General features: G+C 66.6%; 24 protein-coding genes. 12 read left to right on the top strand and 12 right to left on the bottom strand.

Annotated features, from left to right (window positions below; genetic code table 11):
- Positions 1-52: 52 nt before the first annotated feature.
- Positions 53-1,612: a methionine--tRNA ligase gene (gene metG / locus AB0N05_RS02390; RefSeq protein ID WP_364686508.1), complete on the bottom strand. Its 1,560-nt coding sequence runs from the start codon at positions 1,610-1,612 to the stop codon at positions 53-55.
- A gap of 67 nt (positions 1,613-1,679) precedes the next feature.
- Between metG and AB0N05_RS02385 the strand changes: the two genes are divergently transcribed.
- A complete protein-coding gene (locus AB0N05_RS02385) occupies positions 1,680-2,507 on the top strand; it encodes a TatD family hydrolase (protein WP_364686505.1) in 828 nt (275 codons plus the stop codon).
- A gap of 216 nt (positions 2,508-2,723) precedes the next feature.
- The gene (locus tag AB0N05_RS02380) at positions 2,724-3,851 is read left to right on the top strand and encodes a transglycosylase family protein (RefSeq protein WP_364686502.1); all 1,128 of its coding nucleotides are present in this window, start codon (positions 2,724-2,726) and stop codon (positions 3,849-3,851) included.
- 36 nt (positions 3,852-3,887) lie between these two features.
- On the opposite strand, the gene AB0N05_RS02375 is transcribed toward AB0N05_RS02380, so the two are convergent.
- Complete coding sequence (locus AB0N05_RS02375) at positions 3,888-4,652, bottom strand: SDR family NAD(P)-dependent oxidoreductase (RefSeq protein ID WP_364687433.1); 765 nt, start codon at positions 4,650-4,652, stop codon at positions 3,888-3,890.
- Positions 4,653-4,803: 151 nt separating this feature from the next.
- Here AB0N05_RS02375 and AB0N05_RS02370 point away from each other — a divergent pair, with 151 nt between their 5' ends.
- Together AB0N05_RS02370 and rsmA are read left to right on the top strand one after the other, a co-directional pair.
- Positions 4,804-5,964, top strand: a complete 1,161-nt coding sequence (locus AB0N05_RS02370) for an alpha/beta fold hydrolase (protein WP_364686499.1) — start codon at positions 4,804-4,806, stop codon at positions 5,962-5,964.
- A 79-nt stretch (positions 5,965-6,043) separates the two neighbouring features.
- Entirely contained in the window at positions 6,044-6,931 is an 888-nt protein-coding gene (rsmA, locus tag AB0N05_RS02365) for a 16S rRNA (adenine(1518)-N(6)/adenine(1519)-N(6))-dimethyltransferase RsmA (RefSeq protein WP_364686496.1), read from the top strand.
- 4 nt (positions 6,932-6,935) lie between these two features.
- Here rsmA and AB0N05_RS02360 read toward each other — a convergent pair whose 3' ends face one another.
- From AB0N05_RS02360 to AB0N05_RS02340, 5 genes are all read right to left on the bottom strand, one after another.
- On the bottom strand, positions 6,936-7,430 hold the full coding sequence (locus AB0N05_RS02360; RefSeq protein ID WP_364686493.1) for an LpqN/LpqT family lipoprotein: 495 nt from the start codon (positions 7,428-7,430) through the stop codon (positions 6,936-6,938).
- 114 nt (positions 7,431-7,544) lie between these two features.
- On the bottom strand, positions 7,545-9,785 hold the full coding sequence (locus AB0N05_RS02355) for a heavy metal translocating P-type ATPase (RefSeq protein WP_364686490.1): 2,241 nt from the start codon (positions 9,783-9,785) through the stop codon (positions 7,545-7,547).
- Position 9,786: 1 nt separating this feature from the next.
- Positions 9,787-10,674, bottom strand: coding sequence for a hypothetical protein (locus AB0N05_RS02350; protein WP_364686487.1), 888 nt, complete (start codon positions 10,672-10,674; stop codon positions 9,787-9,789).
- Positions 10,675-10,881 (bottom strand): heavy-metal-associated domain-containing protein, encoded by a 207-nt coding sequence (locus tag AB0N05_RS02345; RefSeq protein WP_364686484.1) that lies wholly within the window; start codon positions 10,879-10,881, stop codon positions 10,675-10,677.
- Positions 10,882-10,985: 104 nt separating this feature from the next.
- Positions 10,986-11,591 (bottom strand): TetR/AcrR family transcriptional regulator, encoded by a 606-nt coding sequence (locus tag AB0N05_RS02340; protein WP_364686481.1) that lies wholly within the window; start codon positions 11,589-11,591, stop codon positions 10,986-10,988.
- An 80-nt stretch (positions 11,592-11,671) separates the two neighbouring features.
- On the opposite strand from AB0N05_RS02340, the gene AB0N05_RS02335 reads away from it, so the two are divergent.
- Positions 11,672-12,424, top strand: coding sequence for an SDR family oxidoreductase (locus AB0N05_RS02335; RefSeq protein WP_364686478.1), 753 nt, complete (start codon positions 11,672-11,674; stop codon positions 12,422-12,424).
- A 22-nt stretch (positions 12,425-12,446) separates the two neighbouring features.
- Positions 12,447-13,385, top strand: coding sequence for a 4-(cytidine 5'-diphospho)-2-C-methyl-D-erythritol kinase (locus tag AB0N05_RS02330; protein WP_364686475.1), 939 nt, complete (start codon positions 12,447-12,449; stop codon positions 13,383-13,385).
- On the opposite strand, the gene AB0N05_RS02325 is transcribed toward AB0N05_RS02330, so the two are convergent.
- Positions 13,386-14,234 (bottom strand): LLM class flavin-dependent oxidoreductase, encoded by an 849-nt coding sequence (locus AB0N05_RS02325; RefSeq protein ID WP_364686472.1) that lies wholly within the window; start codon positions 14,232-14,234, stop codon positions 13,386-13,388.
- A 277-nt stretch (positions 14,235-14,511) separates the two neighbouring features.
- Here AB0N05_RS02325 and AB0N05_RS02320 point away from each other — a divergent pair, with 277 nt between their 5' ends.
- Positions 14,512-16,320 (top strand): ABC-F family ATP-binding cassette domain-containing protein, encoded by a 1,809-nt coding sequence (locus AB0N05_RS02320; protein ID WP_364686469.1) that lies wholly within the window; start codon positions 14,512-14,514, stop codon positions 16,318-16,320.
- A gap of 25 nt (positions 16,321-16,345) precedes the next feature.
- Here the strand turns inward: AB0N05_RS02320 and AB0N05_RS02315 are convergent, their stop codons facing one another.
- Together AB0N05_RS02315 and AB0N05_RS02310 are read right to left on the bottom strand one after the other, a co-directional pair.
- On the bottom strand, positions 16,346-17,218 hold the full coding sequence (locus AB0N05_RS02315) for an Abi-alpha family protein (RefSeq protein ID WP_364686466.1): 873 nt from the start codon (positions 17,216-17,218) through the stop codon (positions 16,346-16,348).
- Positions 17,209-18,486, bottom strand: coding sequence for a hypothetical protein (locus AB0N05_RS02310; protein WP_364686463.1), 1,278 nt, complete (start codon positions 18,484-18,486; stop codon positions 17,209-17,211). Before AB0N05_RS02310 ends, AB0N05_RS02315 begins: the two co-directional genes overlap by 10 nt.
- A gap of 410 nt (positions 18,487-18,896) precedes the next feature.
- Between AB0N05_RS02310 and AB0N05_RS02305 the strand changes: the two genes are divergently transcribed.
- Both AB0N05_RS02305 and AB0N05_RS02300 read left to right on the top strand, forming a co-directional pair.
- On the top strand, positions 18,897-19,778 hold the full coding sequence (locus AB0N05_RS02305) for a DUF4393 domain-containing protein (RefSeq protein WP_364686460.1): 882 nt from the start codon (positions 18,897-18,899) through the stop codon (positions 19,776-19,778).
- A 151-nt stretch (positions 19,779-19,929) separates the two neighbouring features.
- Complete coding sequence (locus tag AB0N05_RS02300; protein WP_364686457.1) at positions 19,930-20,445, top strand: nuclear transport factor 2 family protein; 516 nt, start codon at positions 19,930-19,932, stop codon at positions 20,443-20,445.
- A gap of 12 nt (positions 20,446-20,457) precedes the next feature.
- Here the strand turns inward: AB0N05_RS02300 and AB0N05_RS02295 are convergent, their stop codons facing one another.
- Together AB0N05_RS02295 and AB0N05_RS02290 are read right to left on the bottom strand one after the other, a co-directional pair.
- Positions 20,458-22,038, bottom strand: coding sequence for a peptide chain release factor 3 (locus AB0N05_RS02295; protein ID WP_364687431.1), 1,581 nt, complete (start codon positions 22,036-22,038; stop codon positions 20,458-20,460).
- Positions 22,039-22,140: 102 nt separating this feature from the next.
- Positions 22,141-22,707, bottom strand: coding sequence for a TetR/AcrR family transcriptional regulator (locus AB0N05_RS02290; RefSeq protein ID WP_364686454.1), 567 nt, complete (start codon positions 22,705-22,707; stop codon positions 22,141-22,143).
- Positions 22,708-22,801: 94 nt separating this feature from the next.
- Between AB0N05_RS02290 and AB0N05_RS02285 the strand changes: the two genes are divergently transcribed.
- The 3 genes from AB0N05_RS02285 to pth all read left to right on the top strand — a co-directional run bounded on the left by AB0N05_RS02285 (position 22,802) and on the right by pth (position 24,911).
- Entirely contained in the window at positions 22,802-23,467 is a 666-nt protein-coding gene (locus AB0N05_RS02285; protein ID WP_364686451.1) for a lysophospholipid acyltransferase family protein, read from the top strand.
- Positions 23,468-23,696: 229 nt separating this feature from the next.
- Positions 23,697-24,296 carry a 50S ribosomal protein L25/general stress protein Ctc gene (locus AB0N05_RS02280; protein WP_364686448.1) on the top strand — a complete coding sequence of 200 codons (600 nt, stop codon included), beginning with the start codon at positions 23,697-23,699 and terminating at the stop codon, positions 24,294-24,296.
- 33 nt (positions 24,297-24,329) lie between these two features.
- Positions 24,330-24,911, top strand: coding sequence for an aminoacyl-tRNA hydrolase (pth, locus tag AB0N05_RS02275; protein ID WP_364686445.1), 582 nt, complete (start codon positions 24,330-24,332; stop codon positions 24,909-24,911).
- Positions 24,912-24,925: the final 14 nt, after the last annotated feature.

The raw sequence follows: 24,925 nt of genomic DNA, 5'->3' as shown, positions 1-24,925 counted from the left end.
TCTCCGGTGCTGGACGGCCTGGGCCGTGCAGCACCGGAGGAGCGGGCACCGGCTAGTTCTTCGGCTCCACGTACTTCGGGAACACGACCTCCGGCTCGGGCAGCGCGAGGCCCGGCTGGATCGGAGTCGCCAGATCGCTGAAATTGCGGCCGGTCTGGCCGAGCAGATCCAGGATCTTTCCCGAAGCCGCCGGAATCACCGGCTGCACCAGCAGCGCGACCGTCCGGACCACTTCCATCGTCACATAGAGGATGGTGCCCTCGCGGGCCACATCCTCCGGCGTACCGGACTTTGCCAGCGTCCACGGGGCCTGCGCGGAGAAGTAGCGGTTGGTCTCACCGAGGGTGAGCCACAGCTGCTCCAGGCCGAGATGGATCTGCTGCTGATCGAATTCGGCGCGCACCTTCTCCAGCAGGCCATTGGCGCGGTCCAGCAGGGCCTTGTCGTCCTCGGTGAACGCACCCGGAGCCGGGACCACACTGCCGAAGTCGCGCGCCACCATCTTCAGGCAGCGCTGCGCCAGATTGCCGAACTCATTGGCCAGATCGGAGTTGATCCGCCCGACGATGCCCTCGTGGCTGTAGGAGCCGTCCTGGCCGTAGGAGATCTCCCGCAGCAGGAAGAACCGCACGGCATCGAGGCCGTAGGTGTCCACGAGCTCCATCGGATCGACCACATTGCCGGTCGACTTCGACATCTTCTCGCCCTTGTTGTACAGGAACCCGTGCACGAACACGCGTTTCGGCAATTCGATGCCCGCCGACATCAGGAACGCCGGCCAGTACACGGTGTGGAACCGCGTGATGTCCTTGCCGATGATGTGCAGATCGGCGGGCCAGAACTTCCGGAACGAGGCCGAATCCGTATTCGGGAAGCCCGCACCGGTCAGGTAGTTGGTGAGCGCGTCCACCCACACGTACATGACGTGCGCCGGATCGCCCGGCACCGGAACACCCCAGTCGAAGGTGGTGCGGGAGATGGACAGATCCTTCAGCCCGGCCTTCACATACGAGACGATCTCATTGCGCCGGGTCGCGGGCGCGATGAATTCCGGCTTGGTCTCATAGTGTTCGAGCAGCCGGTCCTGGTACTTGGACAGGCGGAAGAAGTAGTTCGACTCCTCGGTCCACTCCACCGGCGTCTTGGTCTCGGTGGAGATGCGGGTGCCGTCCTCCTGGAGGGTGGTCTCCTCCGCGGTGTAGAACGCCTCGTCGCGCACCGAGTACCAGCCCGCGTAGGTGTCCAGGTAGATGTCGCCCGCGGCGGCCATCTTCTCCCAGAGCGCGACCGACGCCGCGTGATGATCCTCATCGGTGGTGCGGATGAACCGGTCGAAGGAGACGTCGAGGGCCTTGTCCATGCGCTCGAACACATCGGAGTTGCGGGCGGCGTACTCCTGCTCCGGAACACCCGCGGCCTTCGCGGCCTGCTGCACCTTCTGGCCGTGCTCGTCGGTGCCCGTCATATAGAAGACGTCGAACCCGTCGAGCCGCTTGAAGCGGGCCAGGGCATCGGACGAGATGTACTCGTAGGCGTGCCCGATGTGCGGCGCACCGTTCGGATACGCAATGGCCGTGGTGAGGTAAAAGGCGGGGCGGTCGGATGCGCTCATGGTGGTGTCTACTCTATCTGCGTGCCCTTTGACGCTCGCGTGAATATCCCCGTGGACGGTATCGCCCATGAGTGACCGCCGACCCGCACCCGCACCACCCGAGCCGCTGTTCCCGCTCATCGACGCGCATACCCACCTCGATGCCTGCGGGGCGACCGACGCCGAATCGGTTGCGGCCCTGCTGGACCGGGCCGAGGCGGTCGGGGTGCGCGAGGTGGTGACCGTCGCCGATGATCTCGATGCCGCGCGCTTCACGGTCCGGGCCGCGCACTGGGATCGGCGCGTCTACGCGGCCGTCGCGCTGCACCCGACCCGCGCCAATGTCCTCGACGAGGCCGCCAAGGCCGAGCTGGAACAGCTGGCCGCCGACCCGCGCGTGGTCGCCGTCGGCGAGACCGGGCTCGACTACTACTGGCCCGGCAAGCTGGAAGGCTGCGCCGGAATCGAGGATCAGGTCGAGGGCTTCCGCTGGCATATCGACCTCGCCAAGCGGCTGCGCAAACCGCTCATGATCCACAATCGCGAGGCCGATCACGACCTCCTGGCCGTGCTGCTGGACGAGGGCGCGCCGGAAACCGTGATCTTCCACTGCTTCTCCTCCGACTCCAATATGGCGCTCGCCTGCGTGGAGGAGGGCTATGTGCTGAGTTTCTCCGGCACCGTGAGTTTCAAGAATGCCCATGAATTGCGGGAGGCCGCGAAACTCGTTCCGAACGAGCAGATTCTGGTCGAAACGGACGCGCCATTCCTGACCCCGCATCCGTTCCGGGGTGCGCCGAACGAGTCGTACATGCTGCCGTACACCTTGCGGGCGCTGGCGGAACTTCGCGAACAGGATCCTCTGGAGCTGGCCAAGATCACCACCGCCAATGCGCGGCGGGTCTACGGAATCTGACTGCCACCCGCAATCCTTTTGCGGCACATTCGATCTTGCTAAAGGATCGAGGTCCCCGGACTTGCGGGTGTGTTCTGGCTCACTATGATGAGTCCCGATCGTGATCCACCTGCGGAGCGATATCGGCCCGTGATATTCGTATCCGCAAGTCCGCGTGGATCGGTTGTCAATTCCCGACCCCCTCGTTATCGTACTGTGACCATGCCGGGATTTTCGATGAACGCTTTGGCGAAGATCAACTCGTCGCGCTCGCCGTTGCTGTACGGCGCTATCGCGGCGATGCTCGTCACGCTCATTGCCGGTGCGGGACTGGCCATCCTGAACAAGAAGACCGTCACCGTGGTCGTCGATGGCCAGAAGCTGGTGGCCGACACCATGCGCGGCAATGTGCGCGGCATCCTGCGCGACGCCGGGTACGCATTGACCGACCGCGACGACGTATCCCCTTCCGCCGCCGCGAAAGTCCCGGACGGGGCCACCATCACGCTGAACCGGGCCCGCGAGGTCTCGCTCATCGTGGACGGCAAACCCTCCAAGGCGTGGACCACGGCGCTCACGGTCGCCGAGGCCATCGTCAAACTCAATCTCCCCGGTGACGTCTACACCTCGCCCGCGCGACCCAGCCCGCTCCCGCTCGAGGGCGCGGCGATGCTGATCACCAACCCGCGCACCATCGAATTCTCCGACAATGGCGACCCGCTATCCCTGGTCCGCCTGGCCGCGCCGACCGTCGGCCAGCTGCTCGAGGTGACGGGCCTGAAGCTGGCCAATCAGGACTTCGTCGAACCCAAGGCCGATACGCCGCTCACCGATGGCATGAAGGTCACCATCACCCGCAAGATCGTGGAGAACCACGTCGAGCGAATTCCGCTGGATCCCACGGAGAACGTGATCGAAGACCCGACGATGAACATGAGCCGCACCATTGTGGAGAACCCCGGCGTTCCGGGCGTGCAGGACGTCACCTTCGCGGTCTCCACGGTGAATGGCCGTGAGGCGGGCAAGGATCCGGTGAAGTCGACCGTGATCGTCCCCGCCGCACCCAAGACCATCCGCAAGGGCGCCAAGCCCGGCACCGAGGTGCCCGAGGTCCGTGACGGCAGGATCTGGGACGCTCTCGCCAATTGCGAATCCACCGGCAACTGGGCCATCAATACCGGCAATGGCTACTACGGCGGCGTCCAATTCGACCAGAGCACCTGGGAACGGCAGGGCGGCACGCGCTATGCGCCCCGCGCCGACCTGGCCACTCGCGAAGAGCAGATCGCCATCGCCGAGGTCACGCGCGCCCGGCAGGGCTGGGGTGCCTGGCCCACCTGCACCGGCCGCCTCGGGCTGAGCTGAGCCGACCCGGAAAGGGATCGGCCCAGCATCGAACACCTACATGAGCGCTCCGCCGTCGACGCGGAGTTCGGTGCCGGTCATATAGCGGCCCTCATCCGACGCCACCATGGCGACGACACCGGCGATGTCCTCGGGCTTGCCGAGCGCGCCGCCCTCGATCCAGCCGGGTAGCCGGGCGATCAGCGACCAGTCGGCGTCGGCGGGGAGATCCAGGCCGGAGGTGATGCCGGTGCTGATCCCGCCGGGCACGATATTCACCGCGCGCAGGCCCTTCTTCACGTATTCGAGGGCGATGGCATGGGTGAACGCATTGATGCCCGCCTTCGACGCGGCATAGGCCGCCATGTACGGCACCGAGCCGAAAGCCGATGTGGAGGAGAAGTTCACGACCACGCCGTGCTGGGTTTCGAGCAGGTGGGGGAGGGCGGCCTGGGTCGTGAGGAAGGTGCCGGTGAGGTTGACCGCGATCACCTGATTCCAGACTTCCAGGGGCAGCTCGTGCGTGTGCCCGGCGCGCATGATGCCCGCGCCGTTCACGAGAACGTCCAGACCGCCGAGGAATTCGACGGCCTCGGCGACCGCGGCGGTCACCGATTGCGGGTCGGCTACATCCAGGCGAACCGTGCGCAGCCGCTCGCGCTGATCGGCGGGGGCGGCCTCGAGGGTGGCGGCCAGGCCGTTCTCATTGATATCCGCGGCTACCAGGTGGGCTCCCTCGGCGAGCAAGCGGAGGGCGATGCCCTGAGCGATGCCCGACCCGGCTCCGGTGACGAGTACGCGACGTCCTTCATATCTTGCCAACATGGCGAGAAATTAGAACAAGTTACAGCGGGCGTCAATGGGTGGCCGGTCAGCTAATTGCCAGAGTGTTCTCATACTGGACCGTCGTTCAGTTCATTAGGCTCGAGCCCGCACACAAATTCGTTCCGGGGCGGGGACTGATGGAGGATTCATGCGGTTGTTCGGTTGGCGGACGCGAGTATTCGGCGCGGCCGTAGTTTCGGCGGGTGCGCTGCTCGTATTGCCGGGAATCCCGGCACAGGCGGACGCCCCCGGCACGGTGATCACCGCGACCGCGCAACCCGACGGCTGGCGGGGCGTGTCGAACGGCTATTCCGTCGACTACTGGACCACCCGATCCAGTGGCGAACAGGTCAAGGCCAGTGGGGCGCTCATCGTCCCGCCCGGACCGGCCCCGGAGGGCGGCTGGCCGATCATGGCCTACGACCACGGCACCTCGGGCATGGGCCCGGGCTGCGGCGGGCAGTCCGCCGACAGCCGGTTCAGCCGGCCGAAGGAAGACCAGATCCTGCAGTACTTCGTGAAGAAGGGCTTCGCGGTCGTCGCCCCGGACTACCTCGGACTCGGCAAGTTCGACACCGGGCCGCACCCGTACCTGGAGACCCGCACCGAGGCGACCGCCACCATCGACCTGGTGAAGGCGGCTCGCGAAGCGCGCCCGGATCTTTCGCGCACCTGGGCCGTGACCGGTTTCTCGCAGGGCGGGCATGCGGCTCTGGGCGCGGCCAACGTGCAGGTCACCGAGGCCCCCGACCTCGACTTCCGCGGCACCATCGCGGTCGACCCGGCCTCCGATATCGAGAAGGTCGCACCCGTCGTCGGCCCGTACATCCCCGAGATCCAGGGTCAGGCCGGAACCGCCGTCAATGGCTTCGTGGTCAGCATCCTCGCCGGTCTGCGGGCCACCCATCCCGAGGCCGACCTCGACAGCTACCTGACCCCGCTCGGCCGGGAGACCCTGGACCGGACCTCGACCATGTGCTTCAACGACATCATGAAGGCCGTCGACGGCATCGGTATCGGCGATCTGCTCTCGCGGCCCTTGAGCGACGACCGCATGCGCGCCGCGATCAACACCTATATGACCGTGCCGACCAGCGGCTACAACGCACCGATTCTCTTGCTGCTCAATACCCGCGACGTCACCGTGCCCTCCCCGCTGCACGCCGCGCTGGCCGCGCAGTTCGCCGCCAATGGCGTCGACTTCCAGACCATTGTCGGCAATGGCGAGCACACCGAGGTGAGCCCGCAGATGTGGGACGGGATCGGCGCGTTCAGCGATCGCATCCTCGCCACGCCCACCAAGTCCTGAGCCTCCGGCCCCGTCACGCTCGCGCCCCTGACCGGGGTGTCGGCGTGACGGGGCCGCGGCGGTTGATAGGTTTCCCAGAGTGTCTGAATCCGAGGTAGCCGGTCGAGGTAAAGCCGCTCTGCTGGGTCCCGCCGAAGTGCGGGCGCTCGCCGAGCGCTTCGGCGTACGCCCGACCAAGCAGCTCGGACAGAACTTCGTGCACGACGCCAACACCATGCGGCGCATCGTGGCCACCGCGGGCGTCACCCGCGATGACGTGGTCCTGGAGGTCGGGCCCGGTCTCGGGTCACTGACCCTGGCCGCACTCGATGTGGCGGACCGTGTGATCGCGATCGAAATCGATCCGGTCCTGGCCAAGCATCTGCCGGAAACCGTCCAGGACAGGGCTCCCGAACTGGCCGACCGGCTCAGCGTCGTCGAGGCCGATGCCATGCGCGTCTCGGCCAGCGATATTCCCGGCGAACCCACCGCGCTGGTCGCGAACCTGCCCTACAACGTCGCCGTCCCGGTCCTGCTGCATCTGCTGGCCGAATTGCCCAGCATCCGAACCACTCTGGTGATGGTGCAGCAGGAGGTCGCGGACCGCCTGGCCGCCGAACCCGGCGGCCGCATCTACGGCGTTCCCAGCGCCAAGGCGGGCTTCTTCGGCACCGTCCGCCGCGCGGGCACGGTGGGCCGCCAAATCTTTTGGCCCGTCCCGAAGGTCGAATCCGGACTCGTGCGCATCGACCGCTACACCGAGGCCCCGTGGCCCATGGACGAGGAGCACCGCCGCCGCGTCTACGCGGTGATCGACGCCGCCTTCGCTCAGCGCCGCAAGGGCCTTCGTGCCGCCCTGGCCCGTTGGGCGGGCTCCCCGGCCGAAGCCGAAAAACGCCTCGTGGCAGCCGGAATCGATCCGACCGCCCGAGGCGAAACATTGGATACCGCCGCCTACGTTCGCCTGGCGAACGCGGTGGTCGACTAACCGGTCAGCGAAGATCCAGGCTGCCGAGAATGTCCTGGACGTCCTCCGCCTGATCGGCGCGGGCGGTGACGGTGAACTGGATGAGGTATTCGTCCATGCCCGCGACCGCGACGATATAGCGGGTGTGCACCCACAATTCGAGTGCGTCCAGGGAATAGGTGCCGGTCACCGCCGCCGTTGGATACCCCCGGTAATGCCCGGTCTCCGAGCCGATCTCATACCAGCCCGGCAGCTGCTGCGCATCGGCGAACGAGGACTGCAGTAGCGCGGTAGCGTCCACCGGCTTCGACAGCCGACCGACCAGCAGCACCACATTGTCGGCCCAGCCGTTCTCCGGCGGCAGCGCCCACACTCCGTACGCCCCCGGGAAGACGGACCCGTCCACCGGCTGCCACTGCTCCGGCAGGTCGATCGAAACCTGCGGAACGCCCGGGGCTCCGGCCGGACTCGGGGTGATCTGAATATCCGCTGCGGCCAGGTATTCGGCGATGGTCGTCACGAGGTGCACTCCTCTGCTTTCCGGGGAAGGGTCCCTGAAGCGGTCCAACCCATTCAACACGAAGGGCCGTCCGGATCGTGGATCCGAACGGCCCTGTGCGGGAACCGGTACCGCTCATCCCTGGAAGCGGCGCAGGCGCAGGCTATTGCTGACCACGAACACGCTGGACAGGGCCATGGCCGCGCCGGCGAGCATCGGGTTCAGCAGGCCCGCGGCGGCCAGGGGGATGGCAGCCACGTTGTAGCCGAACGCCCAGAACAGGTTGCCCTTGATGGTGCGCAGGGTGGCCCGGGACAGGCGAATGGCGGTGCCCACCGTGCGGAGGTCGCCGCGGACGAGGGTGATATCGCCCGCCTCGATGGCCACATCGGTGCCGGTGCCCATGGCCAAGCCCAGATCCGCCTGGGCAAGCGCGGCAGCGTCATTGACGCCGTCGCCGACCATGGCGACGACCTTGCCTTCGGCCTGGAGCTTCTTGACCACGTCCAGCTTGTCGGCGGGCAGGACCTCGGCAATGACCTCCTCGATGCCGACCTGATCCGCGACGGTGCGGGCGGCGGCCTTGTTGTCACCGGTCAGCAGGACGGGGGTCAGGCCCAGAGTGCGCAGGTCCGCAATGGCCTCGGCGCTGGTGGGCTTGACGGCGTCGGCGATGACCAGCACACCTCGGGCAATGCCGTCCCACGCCACCGTGATGGCGGTGTGGCCCGCTTGCTCGGCGTGAGTCTTGGCTTCCGCCAAGGCTTCCGGGAGGGTGATCGACCAGTCGTCGAGCAGTTCGGTGCGTCCGATGACGACCGCGCGCTCACCGACCAGACCCTGTACGCCCTTGCCGCCGTGGCTGACGAACTGATCCACCTTCTCGGTATCGATACCGCGGTCGGCCGCACCGGTCACCACGGCCTTGGCGACCGGATGCTCGGAGCCGTGCTCGACCGCCGCCGCCACCGCGAGCAGCTCATCGGCGTCCACGCCATCGGCCGGAATCGCTTCCGCCAGAGTCATTTTGCCGGTGGTGACGGTGCCGGTCTTGTCCAGCACCACAGTGTCGATGCGGCGGGTGGACTCCAGCACCTGCGGGCCCTTGATCAGAATGCCCAGTTGTGCACCGCGACCGGTGCCGACCAGCAACGCCGTGGGCGTGGCCAGACCGAGGGCGCAGGGGCAGGCGATGATCAGGACGGCCACGGCCGCGCCGAAGGCGGTCGAGACGGCCGCACCGGTGCCGAGCCAGAAGCCCAGCGCCGCAACCGCGATGGCGATGACAATGGGCACGAAGATCCCGGCCACCCGATCGGCCAGCCGCTGCACGGGGGCCTTGCCGTTCTGGGCGTCCTCGACCAGTGCGGCCATCTGCGCGAGTTGGGTATCCGCGCCGACCCGGGTGGCGCGCACGGTCAGCAGGCCGCCCGCGTTCACGGTCGCACCGACCACCGGATCACCGGGGCCCACCTCGATGGGCACCGACTCGCCGGTCAGCATGCTCATGTCCAGGGCCGAATTGCCGGTCACCACAACACCATCGGTGGCGATCTTCTCGCCGGGACGGACCAGGAATTCCTCGCCCACCCGCAAATCACCGACCGGGATGCGGGTTTCGATGCCGTCGCGCAGCACCGCCACATCCTTCGCGCCCAGCTCCAGCAGCGCCCGCAGCGCCGAACCCGCCTTCTCCTTGGAACGCGTCTCGAAGTATCGGCCCGCCAGGATCGCGGTGATCAGCGTGGCCGCCACCTCGAAGTACAGCGCCGACGCGGAGTCACCGCGCTGAATGGCGAAGGTGAACGGGTGCTTCATGCCCGCCATGCCCGCATCCCCGAAGAACAAGGCGTACACCGACCAGCCGAAGGCGGCGATGGTGCCCAGCGAGATCAGCGTGTCCATGGTGGCCGCACCGTGCTTGGCATTCACCCACGCGGCCCGGTGGAACTGCGCACCGCCCCACACCACGATGGGTGCGGCGAGGGTCAGCGAAAGCCACTGCCAGTTCTTGAACTGGAGCGCGGGAATCATGGCCATGGCGACCACCGGAATGGCCAGCGACAGGCTCACCAGCAGGCGATGGCGCAGCTGCTGGGTGGCGCTGGGGGCCGAATCACCCTCGGAATCACCGGTTTTCGCGGGTTCCGTGGTGTGTACGGCGGCCGTGTACCCGGTGTCGACCACCTTGGCGATCAGGTCATCGGCGGACACGGATTCGGGGAAGCTGACCTTCGCCTTCTCGGTGGCGTAGTTGACCGTGGCGGTCACGCCGTCGATCCGGTTGAGCTTCTTCTCGATTCGAGACGCGCAGGAGGCGCAGGTCATGCCACCGATCTCTAGCTCGATCGATCGCTCCGGGGCTGGGGCGCTCATGTCAGTGACCTCCTCCGTGATGCGCGGGCGCATCCGAAGATGCGACAGTGGTTGTTGCGTTCGTGAACTCGGCGGTGTGAACGGTGCCGCCATGTGAGAAGTCCAGGTACAGGCGGTAATTGCCATCGCTGGGCGCTTGCGCGTGGAAGCTCACGTCCGGTCCGGCCGGTGTCTTGCCGACCTCGCCCTCCGGATGTACGTGCAGGTAGGCCAGATCGGTGGACCGCAACGCGACCAGGTGCGCGTACGCGCCGAGGTAGGGCTGTAGATCGGTGACCGGCTTACCGTCGCGGGTGACGGTGAACTTCAATTCGCTTCCCGCGGTGGTGAGATCGCCGGTCATCGTGACCCGGTAACCATCCACCTCGGCGGTCTTCGCTACCGGCGGCAGCGGCTTGTCCACCGCGGCGCCGGTCACGTTCAGGGTCTTGCTGAGCACCAGTTCGCCCGGTCCGCCCACGGGGGAGAAGTCGGTGAACACCCGGTAGGTGCCGGGCTCGGCCCACTTCCAGTCCAGGGACCAGGTGCCGTCGGCGGCGAGTTCCGGATGGACGTGCCGGAATTGGCTCGCATCCGAGCGGACCACGATCAGGTGCAGGTTCTTGTCGTGCAGGGTGTTGTACTGGGTCACCGCGCCCTGTGGGCCAGTGATCCGGAAGCGCAGTGCGCCTTGCTGATTCGGGTCGGCCGGGGCGGTGAGATCGGTGAGGGTGTAGCCGGACAGGCTGTCCTGCAATCCCGTTGCCGCGTCGGCCTGATGTTCGCTGTGGTCGGTGGTGCCGGAGGCCGGCTCGGCTGGGTCGCCCACCAGGGCTCCGATACCGAGCGCGGCCCCGAACAGTACGACCAGTCCGGCGCCGAAGGCGGCGAACTTCAGTCGATCGTTCACTTAGCTCGCCACCTCATAGCCCGCTTCATCGACGGCGGCCACAACGTCGGCGTTCGCGAGCGGGGCAGTGGATTCGACCTTGACCAGACCGCTGGCGAGGTCCACGTCGACGCTGGTGACGCCGTCGATCTTGCCGATCTCCTTCTGGACCGATCCGACGCAGTGGCCGCAGGTCATGCCGGTGACGGTGTAGGTGCTGGTGGCCATGTTCGGCTCCTTCGCTCGCGCTTCTCATACGGTGTGGGGGTATCCCCGACAACCAGAAACATACCCCCCATGGGTACCCGGCGCAAGTGCTTGGGCGAAGAGATTCAGCCCGCTCGCGGGGTGGGTATGGCGAGCACTCCGAGCTCGGCGACTTTCTCCAGCTCATCGCGGCCCGCACCGTCCTGGGCGGATTGCGACATGCCCTGCATGAGCGATCCGACATAGCGGGCCAGGGCCGCCGGATTCGTCTCCGCGGGCAGGATTCCGGCCGCCACATCCTCGCGAATTCGCTCCGCGAAGGCGGCCACATTGGCGGTGCGCATGCGTTCCAGCCGGGTCGCCACATCATTGTTCGCGGTGTTCTGTGCGGCGCTGATCACCATGCAGCCGGTGGGCCGTCCGGGCAGCGTGTATTCGATGGCCGCCTCGCGCAGGGTGCGGATGATGGCGTCGCGGGCGGTCGGCTCCTCGTCCAGGGCGCGGGCGGCGAACCTGCCGTAGCGCGCGCCGTACACCTCGATGGCCTCGTTGAACAGCTGCTGCTTATCGCCGAACGCGGCGTAGAGGCTGGGTGCGCCGATGCCGAGTTCGCCGGTCAGGTCGCTGATCGAGGTCGCTTCATAGCCCTTGCGCCAGAAGAGCCGGATCGCCTTGTCCAGTGCGGCATCTCGATCGAACGAGCGGGGTCGACCCCGGGTCGGTGTGGCCATGCCAGGCATTTTATAGCGGTCGCTAAATAATGTGTTACGGTCCCTTTCTGTAACGATCGATAGAGAAAGGGGAGGGCGGCATGGGCGCACTCACGGGCAAGACGGCACTGGTCACGGGCAGCGGACGCGGCATCGGGCGGGCCATCGCGGAACGACTCGGACGCGACGGGGCGCGGGTCGGAGTGCACTACAACAGCAATTCCGACGCGGCCAAGGAGACGGTCGCCGCGATCGAAGCCGCCGGTGGCTCGGCCTTCACATTCGGATCGCCACTGGGTGGACCGGGTGACGCCGAGGCGCTGTGGGCCGCCTTCGATTCGCACGCGGACGGCCTCGACATCCTGGTCAACAACGCCGGAACCGACGGCGTCCGCGAACCCATCGGGGGTACCGAGGAGGAGGCCTACGATCGCGTCTTCGCGATCAATACCAAGGCACCGTTCTTCGTCACCAAGCTCGGCCTGGAACGCCTGCGCGATGGCGGCCGCATCGTGAACGTATCCACCGGGCTCACCGCGGGCCTGCGCATGCCGGAGCTCATCGCCTACACCATGACCAAGGGCGCGATCGACTCCCTGACCAGTGTGCTCGCCAAAGAGGTAGGCGCGCGCGGCATTACCGTCAATGCCGTCGCGCCCGGCGTGGTCGACACCGATATGAACGCGGGCTGGCTGCGCAACGAGGAGGCCATGGTGACGGTTGCGGGCTTCTCGCCACTGAATCGAGTGGCTCAGCCCGCCGATGTCGCGGATATCGTCGGCTTCCTCGCCTCCGACGATTCCCGCTGGGTTACCGGCCAATGGATCGACGCCACTGGTGGAGCGCTGTTGTAGGTTCCCCTACTAGGCTGTGTCGGTGCTCTCTGTTGTGCCCAGTCCCGTGGTCGTGCGCGCGCCATCCAAGGTGAATCTGCACCTCGGAGTAGGCGATCTCCGCGATGACGGGTACCACGACCTCACCACGGTCTTCCAGGCGCTCTCGCTCTGCGACGATCTGGAGATCTCGCCGGCCGCCTCACTCACGGTGAAGGTGACCGGCGAGAGCGCCGACGAGGTCCCCACCGATCGCGGCAATCTGGTGTGGCAGGCGGCGGTGCGGCTCGGCCATGTGGCCGGTCGCGCCCCGCTGGTGGACATCGCCATCAATAAAGGCATTCCGGTGGCGGGCGGCATGGCCGGTGGCAGTGCCGACGCCGCGGCCGCCCTGATCGGCCTGAACGATCTGTGGGAGCTCGGGCTCGGCCGCACCGAATTGTTCGATATCGCAGCCGAACTGGGCAGCGATGTTCCCTTCGCGCTGCACGGCGGCACCGCCCTCGGCCGTGGCAGGGGCGAGAAGTTGCTTCCGGTGTTGTCCCGCAACACCTTCCACTGGGTGCTCGCCCTGGCCAAGGGCGGCCTGTCCACCCCCGCGGTCTTCCGTGAACTGGATCGTCTCCGCGAAGTCGGTGACCCGCCCCGCCTCGATAGCCCCGAGGAGTTGTTGCAGGCACTGGCCTCCGGCGATGCCAAGCAATTGGCTCCGCTGCTCGGCAATGACCTGCAAGCCGCCGCGCTCTCGCTGAAACCCGAACTCCGCCGGACCCTCCGGGCCGGAGTGGGCGCGGGAGCCCTCGCCGGAATCGTTTCCGGTTCGGGCCCCACCTGCGCATTCCTGTGCGAGGACGAGGAATCCGCCGTAGCCGTCGCCGCCGAGCTCTCCGGCGCGGGCGTCTGCCGCAGCGTTCGCACCGCCTTCGGTCCGGTCCCGGGAGCCCGCGTGATCAGTGACCCCCGGGATGCGGCGAAGCGGTGATCAGCTGATCGCGTCGGCTATGCGATCGACCTGATCGGCGTCGCGGCCGTAGCAGTAGAGCATGACCTCGTCCGCGCCGAGCTCTTCGAATTGTTTGATGGCCGTGCGGATTTGGTCGGGGGTGGTGAGCATGGCGTCGACCATGTGGGCGGCACGACCGCTGAACTCGTAGTAGCCGCCCATCGAGGCGCGGGCGTCGTCGATCACGTCCTGGCTGCCGAGGGCGGCATTGACCTGAGCGACGATGCGCGGCTGCCCGGGACGGCCGTGTTCGGTCCACTGGGTGCGAACCGTATCGAACAGGCCTCCCGCCCAAGAGGGTGCGGCGGCGGCCAGGAAACCGCCGCCGTAGCGGGCGACGCGTTCCAGGGCGGCGGGCTGGAAGCCGCCGAAGAGAAGTTCCGGCCCTTCGGGACGGGTGGGTGCCGGGCCGATCGGGCCGCAGTCCGCACTGAACGGTTCGCCTGCCCACAGCTGCCGCATCAGGACGATCTGCTCATCGAGGCGGCGACCGCGGGTGCGGAGCTCGGTCCCGGAGGCCTCGTGATCATCCTCGCGACCGCCGACCCCGAGGCCGAGTACGAAACGTCCGCCGGACATGAGATCAAGGGTCGCAGCCTGTTTGGCGAGCAACGACGGCTCGCGCAAGGGTGCGATGAGGACCTCGGTCTGGAGTTTGATGCGTGAGGTCGCCCCGGCGAGAATGCCGAGCGCCACCAGGGGCTCCGGATTATCGAAGACGAGCCGATCGAGCAGGCCGAGGGTCGAGAACGGGCCACTGTCGGCGCGACGAGCCCAATCGAGCAGGACGGTGGGAGTGGAGATCGGAAGACCGATACCGATGTGCATGGAAAGCCTCCATGGAAAGGGGTGGGCAAACTAACGCCGCCCACTCGCACCTCACCCGAGGCGGTCACTCCCACACTGCGGCAATACATCTGGGGAGCAACTACTGAATTGCGGCCAGTTTACGATGCTAACCATCAGACTCGCAAACGGAGGCGTTTCCGCCACTTTTCTCCCACTTCCGTGGTTACCCCCGGTGAGAGCGGGGCCAGCGGCGCGGACGGCCCGCGCGGGCCTCGGTAGTCTGGCTCAGGGCAAGCATCTACTACCTAGAGGACCCATGGCCAACCTGATCAACCTCGAAGCGGTCAACAAGAGCTTCGGAGTCAAGCCGCTGCTGGATAGCGTCTCCCTCGGTATTCAGGAGGGGGAGCGGATCGGGGTCGTGGGTCTCAACGGTGGCGGCAAGACCACGCTGCTGGAAGTACTGACCGGGCTCGAGCCGCCCGACAGCGGCCGAGTCAGCAGGGTCGGCGGTTTGCGGATGGCCGTGGTCACGCAGCGCGGGGTGCTGCCGGACGGGGCGACCGTCGGGGATGTGGTGCTGGCCGGGCTGGCCGAGGACGCCATGACCGACGGGGTCGCCGAGCACGAGTGGGCGTCGAATCCGCGGATTCGGTCCGTGGTCGAGGGCATCGGCATTGCCGACCTCGGCATGGACACCGTGGTCACCAATCTCTCCGGTGGTGAGCGGCGACGCGTCGCCCTCGCCGCGGCGCTGGTGCGCGAGCTGGATCTGCTGGTCCTGGACGAGCCCACCAACCACCTCGATGTCGAGGGCGTGCAATGGCTGGCCGAGCATCTGCTGTCGCGACGTAGCGCGCTGGTGGTCGTCACCCACGATCGCTGGTTCCTCGATACCGTGGCCACCCGCACCTGGGAGGTGCAGGGCGGCAAGGTCGAAACCTACGAGGGCGGCTACAACGACTGGATCTTCGCCCGCGCCGAGCGGGTCCGGCAGATGGACGCCAGTGAGGCGCGACGGCAGAACCTGGCCCGCAAGGAACTGGCCTGGCTGCGGCGTGGCGCGCCCGCGCGGACTTCCAAGCCCAAGTATCGGATCGAGGCCGCCGAGGCGCTGATCGCCGATGTGCCCGCGCCGCGTGACGGTGTGGCCCTCGCGTCCTTCGCGCGAAAGCGGCTGGGGCGCGTGGTGATCGAGCTCGAAGACACCACCCTCGCGACTCCGGACGATCGCGAGCTGGTCAAGGACCTCACCTGGCGGCTCGCCCCGGGCGAGCGCGTCGGCCTGGTCGGCGTGAACGGCTCCGGCAAGACCACACTGCTGCGCGCGCTCGCCGGTGAGGCGAAGCTGAAGTCCGGCAAGCGGATTCAGGGCCAGACCGTCAAGATCGGCTGGCTGCGTCAGGAACTGGACGATCTTCCCTTGGGCATGCGTGTGCTGGAGGCGGTTCAGGATGTGGCCATGCGAACCATGCTGGGCGACAAGGAGATCAGCGCCGGTCAGCTCGCGGAGCGCCTCGGCTTCACCCCCGCCAAGCAGCGCACCCCGGTCGGCGACCTGTCCGGTGGTGAACGCCGCCGCCTGCAGCTCACCCGAATCCTGATGAGCGAACCCAATGTTCTGCTCCTCGACGAGCCCACCAACGACCTGGACATCGACACCCTCCAGCAGTTGGAAGACCTCCTCGACGGCTTCGCCGGAACCCTCGTGGTCATCTCCCACGACCGTTACCTGATCGAGCGCATCTGCGATTCCACCTGGGCGCTGTTCGGCGACGGCAAGCTCACCAATCTGCCCGGCGGCATCGAGGAGTACCTCCGCAAGCGCGCCGCCAGTGCGAGCAATGGCAAGCCGGGCGCGGTGGCCGCCCCCGCCGCCATCGCGAGTTCCGGCACCGGGGATGCGGCCGCCTACCGCGCCGCGCGCAAGGAACTCCAGAAGGTCGAACGCACCGTCCAAAAGCTGGATGAGCGCGAAACCAAGCTGCACGCGGCCCTGGCCGAGGCCGCCACGGACCAGGACAAGCTCATCGCTCTCGGCACCGAACTCAAGCAGGTGCAGGCGGAGAAGGAAGCCGCCGAGGAGCGTTGGATGGAGCTGGCCGAGCTCGCCGAGCAGGCCTGATCGCCGGAACGCTGTGTCGCCGGAACTACCCGTGCTGTTCGAGGACCTGTTGGTCCAGGGACGGCACGGGTAGGCAGGTGCGGACGAATCCCGCACCGAACGAGGTCAATTCGATGGTGCGGTAGAGCACCTTGGTGCCGAAGCTGGTGCGCTTGAGTAGTCGCCGCACGTCGGGGAGCGCTTCCAGCAGCTGGTAGCGATTGGGGTTGCCGAGCGGCTCACGGGTGATGTCGGTGAGGCCGAGCCGGTCCAGGTTGGTGAGGTAGTCCTCGACCCGGTTCGGGTAGCGCAGGGCCGCATCATCGCCGAGCAGGTTGAACTCCCCGCCGGTGGCGTAGCGCCCGGTGCGAACCTCCAGTGCGGGCTGCGGGCCGTCGAGGTAGAGGTGGCGAATGATGCGCGCCTCGTCGGGCGCGAGTTCGCCCAGGATGCGCGCGTAGGCGGGGTGATTGCTGTCGTCCTCCGCCTCGTGGAAATCGGCGGAGCGGCGCAGCAATTCGGCTCCGCGAGCGCGCAGCTCGGTGGCGGGGCTGGCCTCGGGCGCGGCATCGGCGGCCTGCGGCGGTGTGACGCCGAGCGCCTGCCGCACCGAATGACGCACCTGCGCACCGGCTTCGGTGAGAATATCGCGGGGCGCGTGCCCGGCCATGCTGCCGCGCAGCACCACCGAGGTGACGCCGAGCGCGGTGCCCAGGCTCCACATGCTCGCTTCGACGGCGGCCGACATGGCTACTCGCACAACACCGGTCGCAGTACGGACCGGTCCGGCTGTTTGTTGGACATGATTGTGTGGGGTATGGCTGACCTGCACCGGCAAGGGCGCGGACGCTCGCACCACGAGTTCGGTGGAGGTCTCGGCGGGATCGCTGTCGCCCGAGCCGGATTCGGTCATACCCATGTCGTAGCCACTCCTGTTCCGAAGATCAGGAGGTGAGCGTAACCGGCGAAGAGCCCCAGCGCGCCGCCATGGACGAACAAAAGCCATTCATCTTGTTTGATGGCCGATCGCAGCATGTCCACGAACTCCGGAGGCGACAGCGCCGACATTTGTTTGGCGATGAACTCCTGAACCTGCTTGCCCTGGCGCACATTGAAGGCCGGGTCGGCGAAGGCCAGCGGCGCGATGTTCATGGCCTCGGAGGTGAACGACGCCGAGAGCGAGTCGTACTCGTTGCTGCCGAGCGCGAACTTCACCACCGAGCGAGCCGGGCCGAGCGCGCGGTCCGCGGCGGGCTTGAGGGTGTCCGCCAGCATCTGCAGCGTGCGGTCCGAGCGCGGGCCATTGAGCAGCTCGTCGCCGATATTGGCGATGGTCATGACCTGGCTGGCCACCATCTCGGCGTAGCCCTCGGTGATCTCGGGCTGCCGCTTGATCAGCAGTCCCTGCCGCCACGGGCAGTACCACTTCGGGTAGTACGGCACGAAGATCAGGTTGATGCCGACCCAGTTGACGACCCAACCGATCACGATGCCGCCGACCGGCAGCAACAACAGTGGCGACCAGCCGGTCAAATGCAGCAGTCCGACCAGCACCAGGCCCATGGGCGCGCCGAAGTAGAAGCCGAAGTTCTGCATGAATCGCAGTTCCTTCGCCCCGAGCACCTGGAACAGGCTGTTGAGCAACTGCGGCCGGGCCTGGAAGTAGCGAATGACCATCTGCTTCACGTCCAGCAGTTGATCGATGTTGTTGCCGAGTTCGTCGGTGAGTTCCCGTAGAATGTCGGGCAGTTGCTGCTTGATCCGGGCATGCACCATCTCGCGCACGCCATTGGGGAGGTTGTACCAAAGTTGCGGATGTTCGCGTCGCAGAATGTCTTCCACGATGTCGCGAATCTGAAGATCAGCAATTTCGGTCAGGTGTTCAGCCAGCTTGTCGGGTTCGAGTTCCCGATAGAAATCGGCGACGTTCCCGAGTTTCGCCAATCCTTTGTCCACCGCGATGCTGGCCATCTTGTCCGCACGCGACGGGACGATGCCCTGCCAGCCCATCCGCCCGTCGTACCGGAGCAAGGGCAGCACCTGAATCCGCTTGGGAAGCAAGGGAAACAGCGCGGCCAGGCCCGGCATCCGGAATCCGTGGAACTTGATCGGCTTGAACAGCATGAGCACGCCGGTCCAGTTGGTGATGTAGCCGATCACACCGGTGAACAGAGGAATCGTGATCAATTCCAACAATATTGTCGGGTGGACTCCGAAGACGCTTTCTAGCACGACACCCTCCTGCCGACCCGCCACAACGCTAACGCCGCCGGCGTTGTCACCCCAACTGCGCCTCGGACCTTACTGTCTGTTTACGAATGGAGTCCAGCGGAAGACTGTCTGAGTCGGAGATCTCGGTCACAGTGGTCACCTCCAGTGTTCCTCTCTCACGACCCGACCGCGAGAATGACGGGGACCACATCCTGATCGCGTGCGCTTTTCCAGTGTCGGGGGTCATGTTCGGCGCATGTGGCAGGGCGTGGACGGGGTAGCCTTCGCATGGCTTGGCAGGTTCGCTGGAACTTTTCGCGACATGCCTGGTCGTCCGTCGGCGGCAATAATCTGTGAACAGTTGGTTCACCTGGCGAGTTTCGGAGATGGACGTGGCAGACGACAGGACCGGGCACGAGGTGGTCCGTCCGGGTTCTCGTGCCGTGGAACGCAGTTCGGATGCGGAGCAGCGGCAGATCAGCAATGAGGCGCGCTTGATCCGGGGCGCGTTCCGGGGGGTCGGCCTCGCGGTCGGAACGGTGGCACGCGGCAGCCAGTGGGCGGTCGGCACCAGCTTCGAGATCACCAAACAGCTCACCCAGGCCGCGCTCGACGGCGAATCCTCGGCCGATATCGCGGAGCGTACGGGGGCGGCGCTGCGGTCCATCGCGCGCAGCGCGCTCGGCGTCACCGAGGGTTCGGTCCGGGAGATCGTCAGCTATGTGCCCACTCCCGTGGGCGCGCCGCAGCAGTCCATCGCCACCAGCAGCCTGGTCCGCTCCGCCACCACCGATGACCTGCGCCGGCGCGGCGACGCACTGCTCGCGCGCTCGGCGGACGTGTACTTCACCGAGGATGTGCATCCGGCCTACGACCGCATCCTCGACCAACTCGCCCCCGATGAGGCCCGCATCCTGCGTTTCATGGCGCTGAGCGGCCCGCAGCCGACGGTCGACGTGCGCACCAACCGGCCGCTCGGCATCGGCTCGGAACTGGTGGCGGGCGATCTGACCTCGGTTCCCGAGCAGGCCGGTGTCCGTTATCCGGACCGTGCCCGGAACTATCTGATCAACCTCAGCCGTCTCGGCCTGACCGTGACCTCCGAGGATCCGGTGGTGCTCTCGCGCTACATGGTCCTGGAAGTGCAGCCCGTGGTGGAGACGGCGCTCAAGAAGGCCGGGCGAGTACCCAAGATCGTGCGAAAGAGCCTGCGGCTGACCGAGTTCGGCGAGGACTTCTGCGACACCTGCTTCAGCATCAACAACTGACCGGTTCTGGTTGTTTCGAGCGACCGCAAGCGATCGCTGGCTGGTTGTTTCGAGCGACCCGCAAGCGATCGCTAGCGGTGCTGATAGCGATCCGGTACAAATCTGTGCCAATGCCCATGGGATAGCGATACCTGATGGGATTGTGGATGGTATGGATTCCGATGCCGTCGCCGCGATCAGCCGGCTGAAGTTCCGCTACTTGCGCGCCCTGGACACCAAGGCGTGGGAGGAGTTCGCCGACACCATGATTCCGGAGGCCACCGCTACTTATAGCGAGTACCTCCAGTTCGAATCCCGCGACGCCTTCCTGGCCTTCATGCGCAATACGCTCGGCCCGCACGTCATCACCGAACATCGCTGCGACCACCCGGAAATCGACGTCGACGGCGGGACGGCCACCGGCACCTGGTACCTCGCAGACACGGTCCTGATCCCCGGCCACAATATGCTGCTGCGCGGGGCGGCCTTCTATACCGACGAATACGTTCTCTGCGATGACGGGCAGTGGCGGATCGCGCACACCGGGTACGAGCGCACCTATGAAGTGGTGCTCTCCCTCTCGGACCTACCGAGCCTGCGACTGACGTCGAGCCGCTGGGGACTCATCGCCCGCGACCCCGCCGACACCCCCCGTACCGAACCCGATTCCTCGGGCACGCTGGGTTGATTGCACGCTGGGTTAGTCGGTACCCGCGACCAGGAGTTCCAGGGTCAGCTTGGGCATTTCCTTCTGGATGTACTGCAAGCGCCACTTATCACTGAACAGCGCGAGGATCGCGCCGTCGGTCCGGGTGAAGACCTCCACACCGCGCTGGCGGTTCAACTCCTCGGCCGATTCGGCGTCGGTGCGGCGGGCCAGCTGGAAGGGCAGGAAGTCGAGCTGGGTTTCGACATTGTATTCACCCTGCATGCGGGCGGTCACGACCTCGAACTGCATGGGACCGACGGCCGCCAGCACGGGCGAGGCGTCACCGCGAATGTCATTGCGCAGCACCTGGACCACGCCCTCGGAGTCGAGCTGGTCGATGGCCTTGCGGAACTGCTTGTACTTGCCCGCGCTCTGGGCGCGCAGGGTCGCGAAGTGCTCCGGCGCGAAGGACGGAATCGGCGGGAACTCCACCTTCTTGTCCACGAACAAGGTGTGGCCGGGGGCCAGCGCGGTCGCGTTGACCAGGCCGATCACATCGCCCGGATAGGCGGTTTCGACGGTGGTGCGTTCGCGGCCGAACACGGTCAGCGCGTACTTGGTGGCGAACGGGCGACCGGTCTGCGCGTGCGTCACCACCATGCCGCGCTCGAATTCACCGGAGACGATGCGCATGAAGGCGAGGCGGTCGCGGTGCGCGGTGTCCATACCGGCCTGCACCTTGAACACGACCGCGCTGAACGGATCCGTGGTCTCGCGGGCATTGCCGTTCACGTCCTTGCGGCCGTGCGGCGGCGGCGCGAGTTCGATGAGGGTCTGAAGGATCTGGCGCACACCGAAATTCAGCATGGCGGAGGCGTAGATGACCGGTGAGGTCTGCCCGGCCAGGAACAGTTCCTGATCGTGGTCCTGCCCGGCGGCGGAGAGCAGCTCGCTCTCCTCGACGGCTTCCAGCCACACATCGCCTTCGCGCGCTTCGGCCTGCTCGGGGGTGTAGCTCTCTTCGGGGGCGATGGTCGCGCCGCCCGCGGTGCGGGTGAAGTGGATGTATTCGGTGGCCGCACCCTCTTCGCCGCGACGCAGCAGGCCGCGGAAGTCTCCGGCAATACCGACCGGGAGGAACAGCGGGGTGGGGGTGAGGCCGATGCGCTCGAGAATCTCATCGAGCAGTTCGAGGGGGGCCTGGCCCGGCCGGTCCCACTTATTGATGACGGTGATGACGGGGATGCCGCGATCGCGCGCCACCTGGAAGAGCTTGAGCGTCTGCGGTTCCAGGCCCTTGGCCGCGTCGATCAGCATGACCGCGGCGTCGACCGCGGTGAGCACGCGGTAGGTGTCCTCCGAGAAGTCCGAGTGGCCCGGAGTGTCCACCAGATTGATGACGCAGTCCTCGTACTCGAACTGCAGGGCCGTGGAGCTGACGGAGATACCGCGCGCCTTCTCCATCTCCATCCAGTCGGAGACGGTGGCCTTGCGTCCGGCCTTGCCGTGGATCGCGCCCGCCTCGGAAATCATCCTGGCGTGCAAGGCCAGGGCTTCGGTCAGCGTGGATTTACCGGCGTCAGGATGCGAGATGACCGCGAAGGTGCGCCGCCGGGCCACCTCGTCGCCCAGCCGCCCTGAAGTGGGTGCGGTGGTCGCGCTGGTGGTCGGGGAACTCACGGGGGACTCCTTTTGTGCAGACGAGGCAACCTGCCCAGGGTACGTGACGGGCGGTCAGGCGGGACTTCCGAGGTATTGGGCCACCGCGCCGACCACCAGGCGGCGGGTATCGGTGCCCGGCGCGATCGCCTCGATGCTGCGAGTGGCCACCACCACGGCAATGCCGTGCAGGTTGGTCCACAGACTCAGCGCGCGCTCGCCGTGCGGATCGGCCGCGCACTCGGCGACCAGGGCGCGCCAGCTTCGGAACATCGGCCGGGTGATCGTCTCGCGCAGGTTCTCCCCGGCTCCTTCGAGGAGGTCATGGCGGAACATGAGGGTGAACATCTCCCGCCGCCGCACCGCGAAATCCACGTAGGCCAGCCCGGTCAGCTCCAGCCGGGCGCGCGGCGAATCCGCTTGCAACGCATCGAATTCGGCTTGCAGGTCGAGGTAGCCCCGCGCCGCGATGGCCGCGAGCAGCGAATTGTGGGTGGGGAAATAGCGCCGGGGCGCACCGTGTGAGACCCCGGCTTCCCTGGCGATCGCCCGCAATCCGAGCTGTGCCGCGCCCACCGTCTCCAGCATCTCCGCGCCCGCGGACACCAGCCGATCCCGCAGCGACTCGACGACCACATCCATGCCGGACATTCTGTCCGATGTCTGTAGACAGTGTCTACCTGGTGGTGTAGACACGTAGACAGTGTCTACGCGTTCGTTCCGGGAGGGTAATTTCATGTGGTACTGGCTGCTGAAGCATGTATTGGTCGGGCCGGTGCTCAGACTGCTCGGCAGGCCGAAAGTCGAAGGACTCCAGCATGTTCCGGCCGAAGGCCCGGTGATCATCGCCGCCAACCATCTGGCCGTGGTCGATTCGCTGTATCTGTGCCTGGTGCTGCCGCGCCGTCTCACCTTCATCGCCAAGCAGGAGTACTTCACCGGGGGCGGTATCCGGGGGCGGATCAACAAGTGGGTGATGGCCGCGACGGGACAGGTCCCCGTGGATCGCACCGGAGGGGCCGCCGGGTCGGATTCCCTGGCGGCGGCCGTGCGAATTCTGGAAGAGGGCGGCATGTGGGGGATTCATCCGGAGGGCACGCGTTCGCCCGACGGGCGGATCTATCGGGGGCGCACCGGCGTGATCCGGGTGGCCATGCAGACCGGGGCTCCCGTGATTCCGGTCGTCCTGTCCGGCACCGATAAGGTGAACTCGCGGCACCGCCGATTTCTGCGCCCCGCGAAGGTGCGCATTTCCTTCGGCCGCCCGCGTTATTTCCTGCCCGCCGATCAGTTCGGCGTCCGCAAGGCGACCGACGATCTGATGGCCGATCTGGTTCGCCGCTCGGGCCGTCCCTATGTGGACTGCTACGCGACCACTTTCAAGGTCGACGCGGCCGCATAACCTGAAGCGGGGGGTGGTTCAAGGGGTATCAGGCTGCGTGTTAGAGTCTTCAGGTTGTCTCGGCGAGGGTGTGGCACCCAGGTTGCCCACCGTGATCGACGCGGCTCGGCCTTCCGGTCGTCCATGCTCGTTCTTCGCCCGACTAGCAAGCCAAGAACTCGAGTCAGGGCGGAGTTTTCCCCTGACTTGCATGTAGACCATTGCCGGAACAGCCGTAGGAGAGACTCTCATGTCTGATGCCAACCTTCTCGAAGCCCTCGTTCGCACCGAGTTCGGTAAGGGTGCCGCCCGCCGTACCCGCCGCGACGGCAACGTTCCCGCCGTGCTGTACGGCCACAATGAAGAGCCGCAGCACCTGGCCATCAACGCCCGTGAGTTCGCCGCCATCCTGCGTCAGCACGGCACCAACGCCATCCTGAACCTGGACATCGCCGGCAAGAAGCAGCTGGCCATGACCAAGTCCGTCGTCGTGCACCCGCTGCGTCGCTACATCGAGCACGCCGACCTGCTGCTCGTGCGTCACGGTGAGAAGGTCGTCACCGACGTGCACATCACCCTGGTCGGCGAGGCCGCCACCGGCACCCTGATCACCCAGGAGACCACCGTCCTGTCCATCGAGGCCGACGCCATGAAGCTGCCCGAGACCATCGAGGTCTCCATCGAGGGCATCGAGCCCGGTACCCAGATCACCGCCGGCACCATCACCCTGCCGGCCGGCGTCACGCTCGCCGGTGACCCGGACGCGCTGATCGTCAACATCATCGCCGCCCCGGCCGCCGCTGCCGAGTCCGAGGGCGAAGCCGCCTCCGAAGAAGGCGCTGCCGAGTAATCACCGGTCTCCCAACGACTTTCAGTCACAGGAATGACCGAAGCGACGGCCGGGCCCGCGCTCGTGGTCGGACTGGGTAATCCAGGACCCGAATACGAGCGCACCCGGCACAATGTCGGTTTCATGGTCGCCGATGTGCTCGCGGAGCGCGTCGGCGGCCGTTTCACCGTGCACAAGAAGTCCGGCGCGGACCTGCTCGAGGCGCGCCTGGACGGGCGCAAGGTGCTGATCGCCAAGCCGCGCACCTATATGAACCTGTCCGGACGCTCGGTCGCCGCGCTGGCCCGCTTCTTCTCGATGCCCGCCTCCGAGGTGATCGCCGTGCACGACGAACTCGATCTGCCCTTCGGGGCCATCCGTTTGAAGCTCGGCGGCGGCGAGGGCGGGCACAATGGCCTGCGCTCGATTTCCCAGGCGCTCACCACCAAGGACTACCTGCGGGTGCGCTTCGGCATCGGCCGTCCGCCGGGCCGTCAGGACCCGGCCGACTATGTGCTGAAGCCGTTTTCGGCTCCGGAGCGCAAAGAGGTTCCGGTGATCGTCGAACAGGCCGCCGACGCGGTCGAGCTACTGCTCAGCATGGGCTTGGAGCCCGCGCAGAACCAATTGCACTAAGTCTCAGGACAGCT

Origin of the sequence: Nocardia sp. NPDC051030, assembly GCF_040683015.1 — a bacterium.
Classification (GTDB): Bacteria; Actinomycetota; Actinomycetes; order Mycobacteriales; family Mycobacteriaceae; genus Nocardia.
This window is presented reverse-complemented; position numbering and strand designations above follow the sequence as displayed.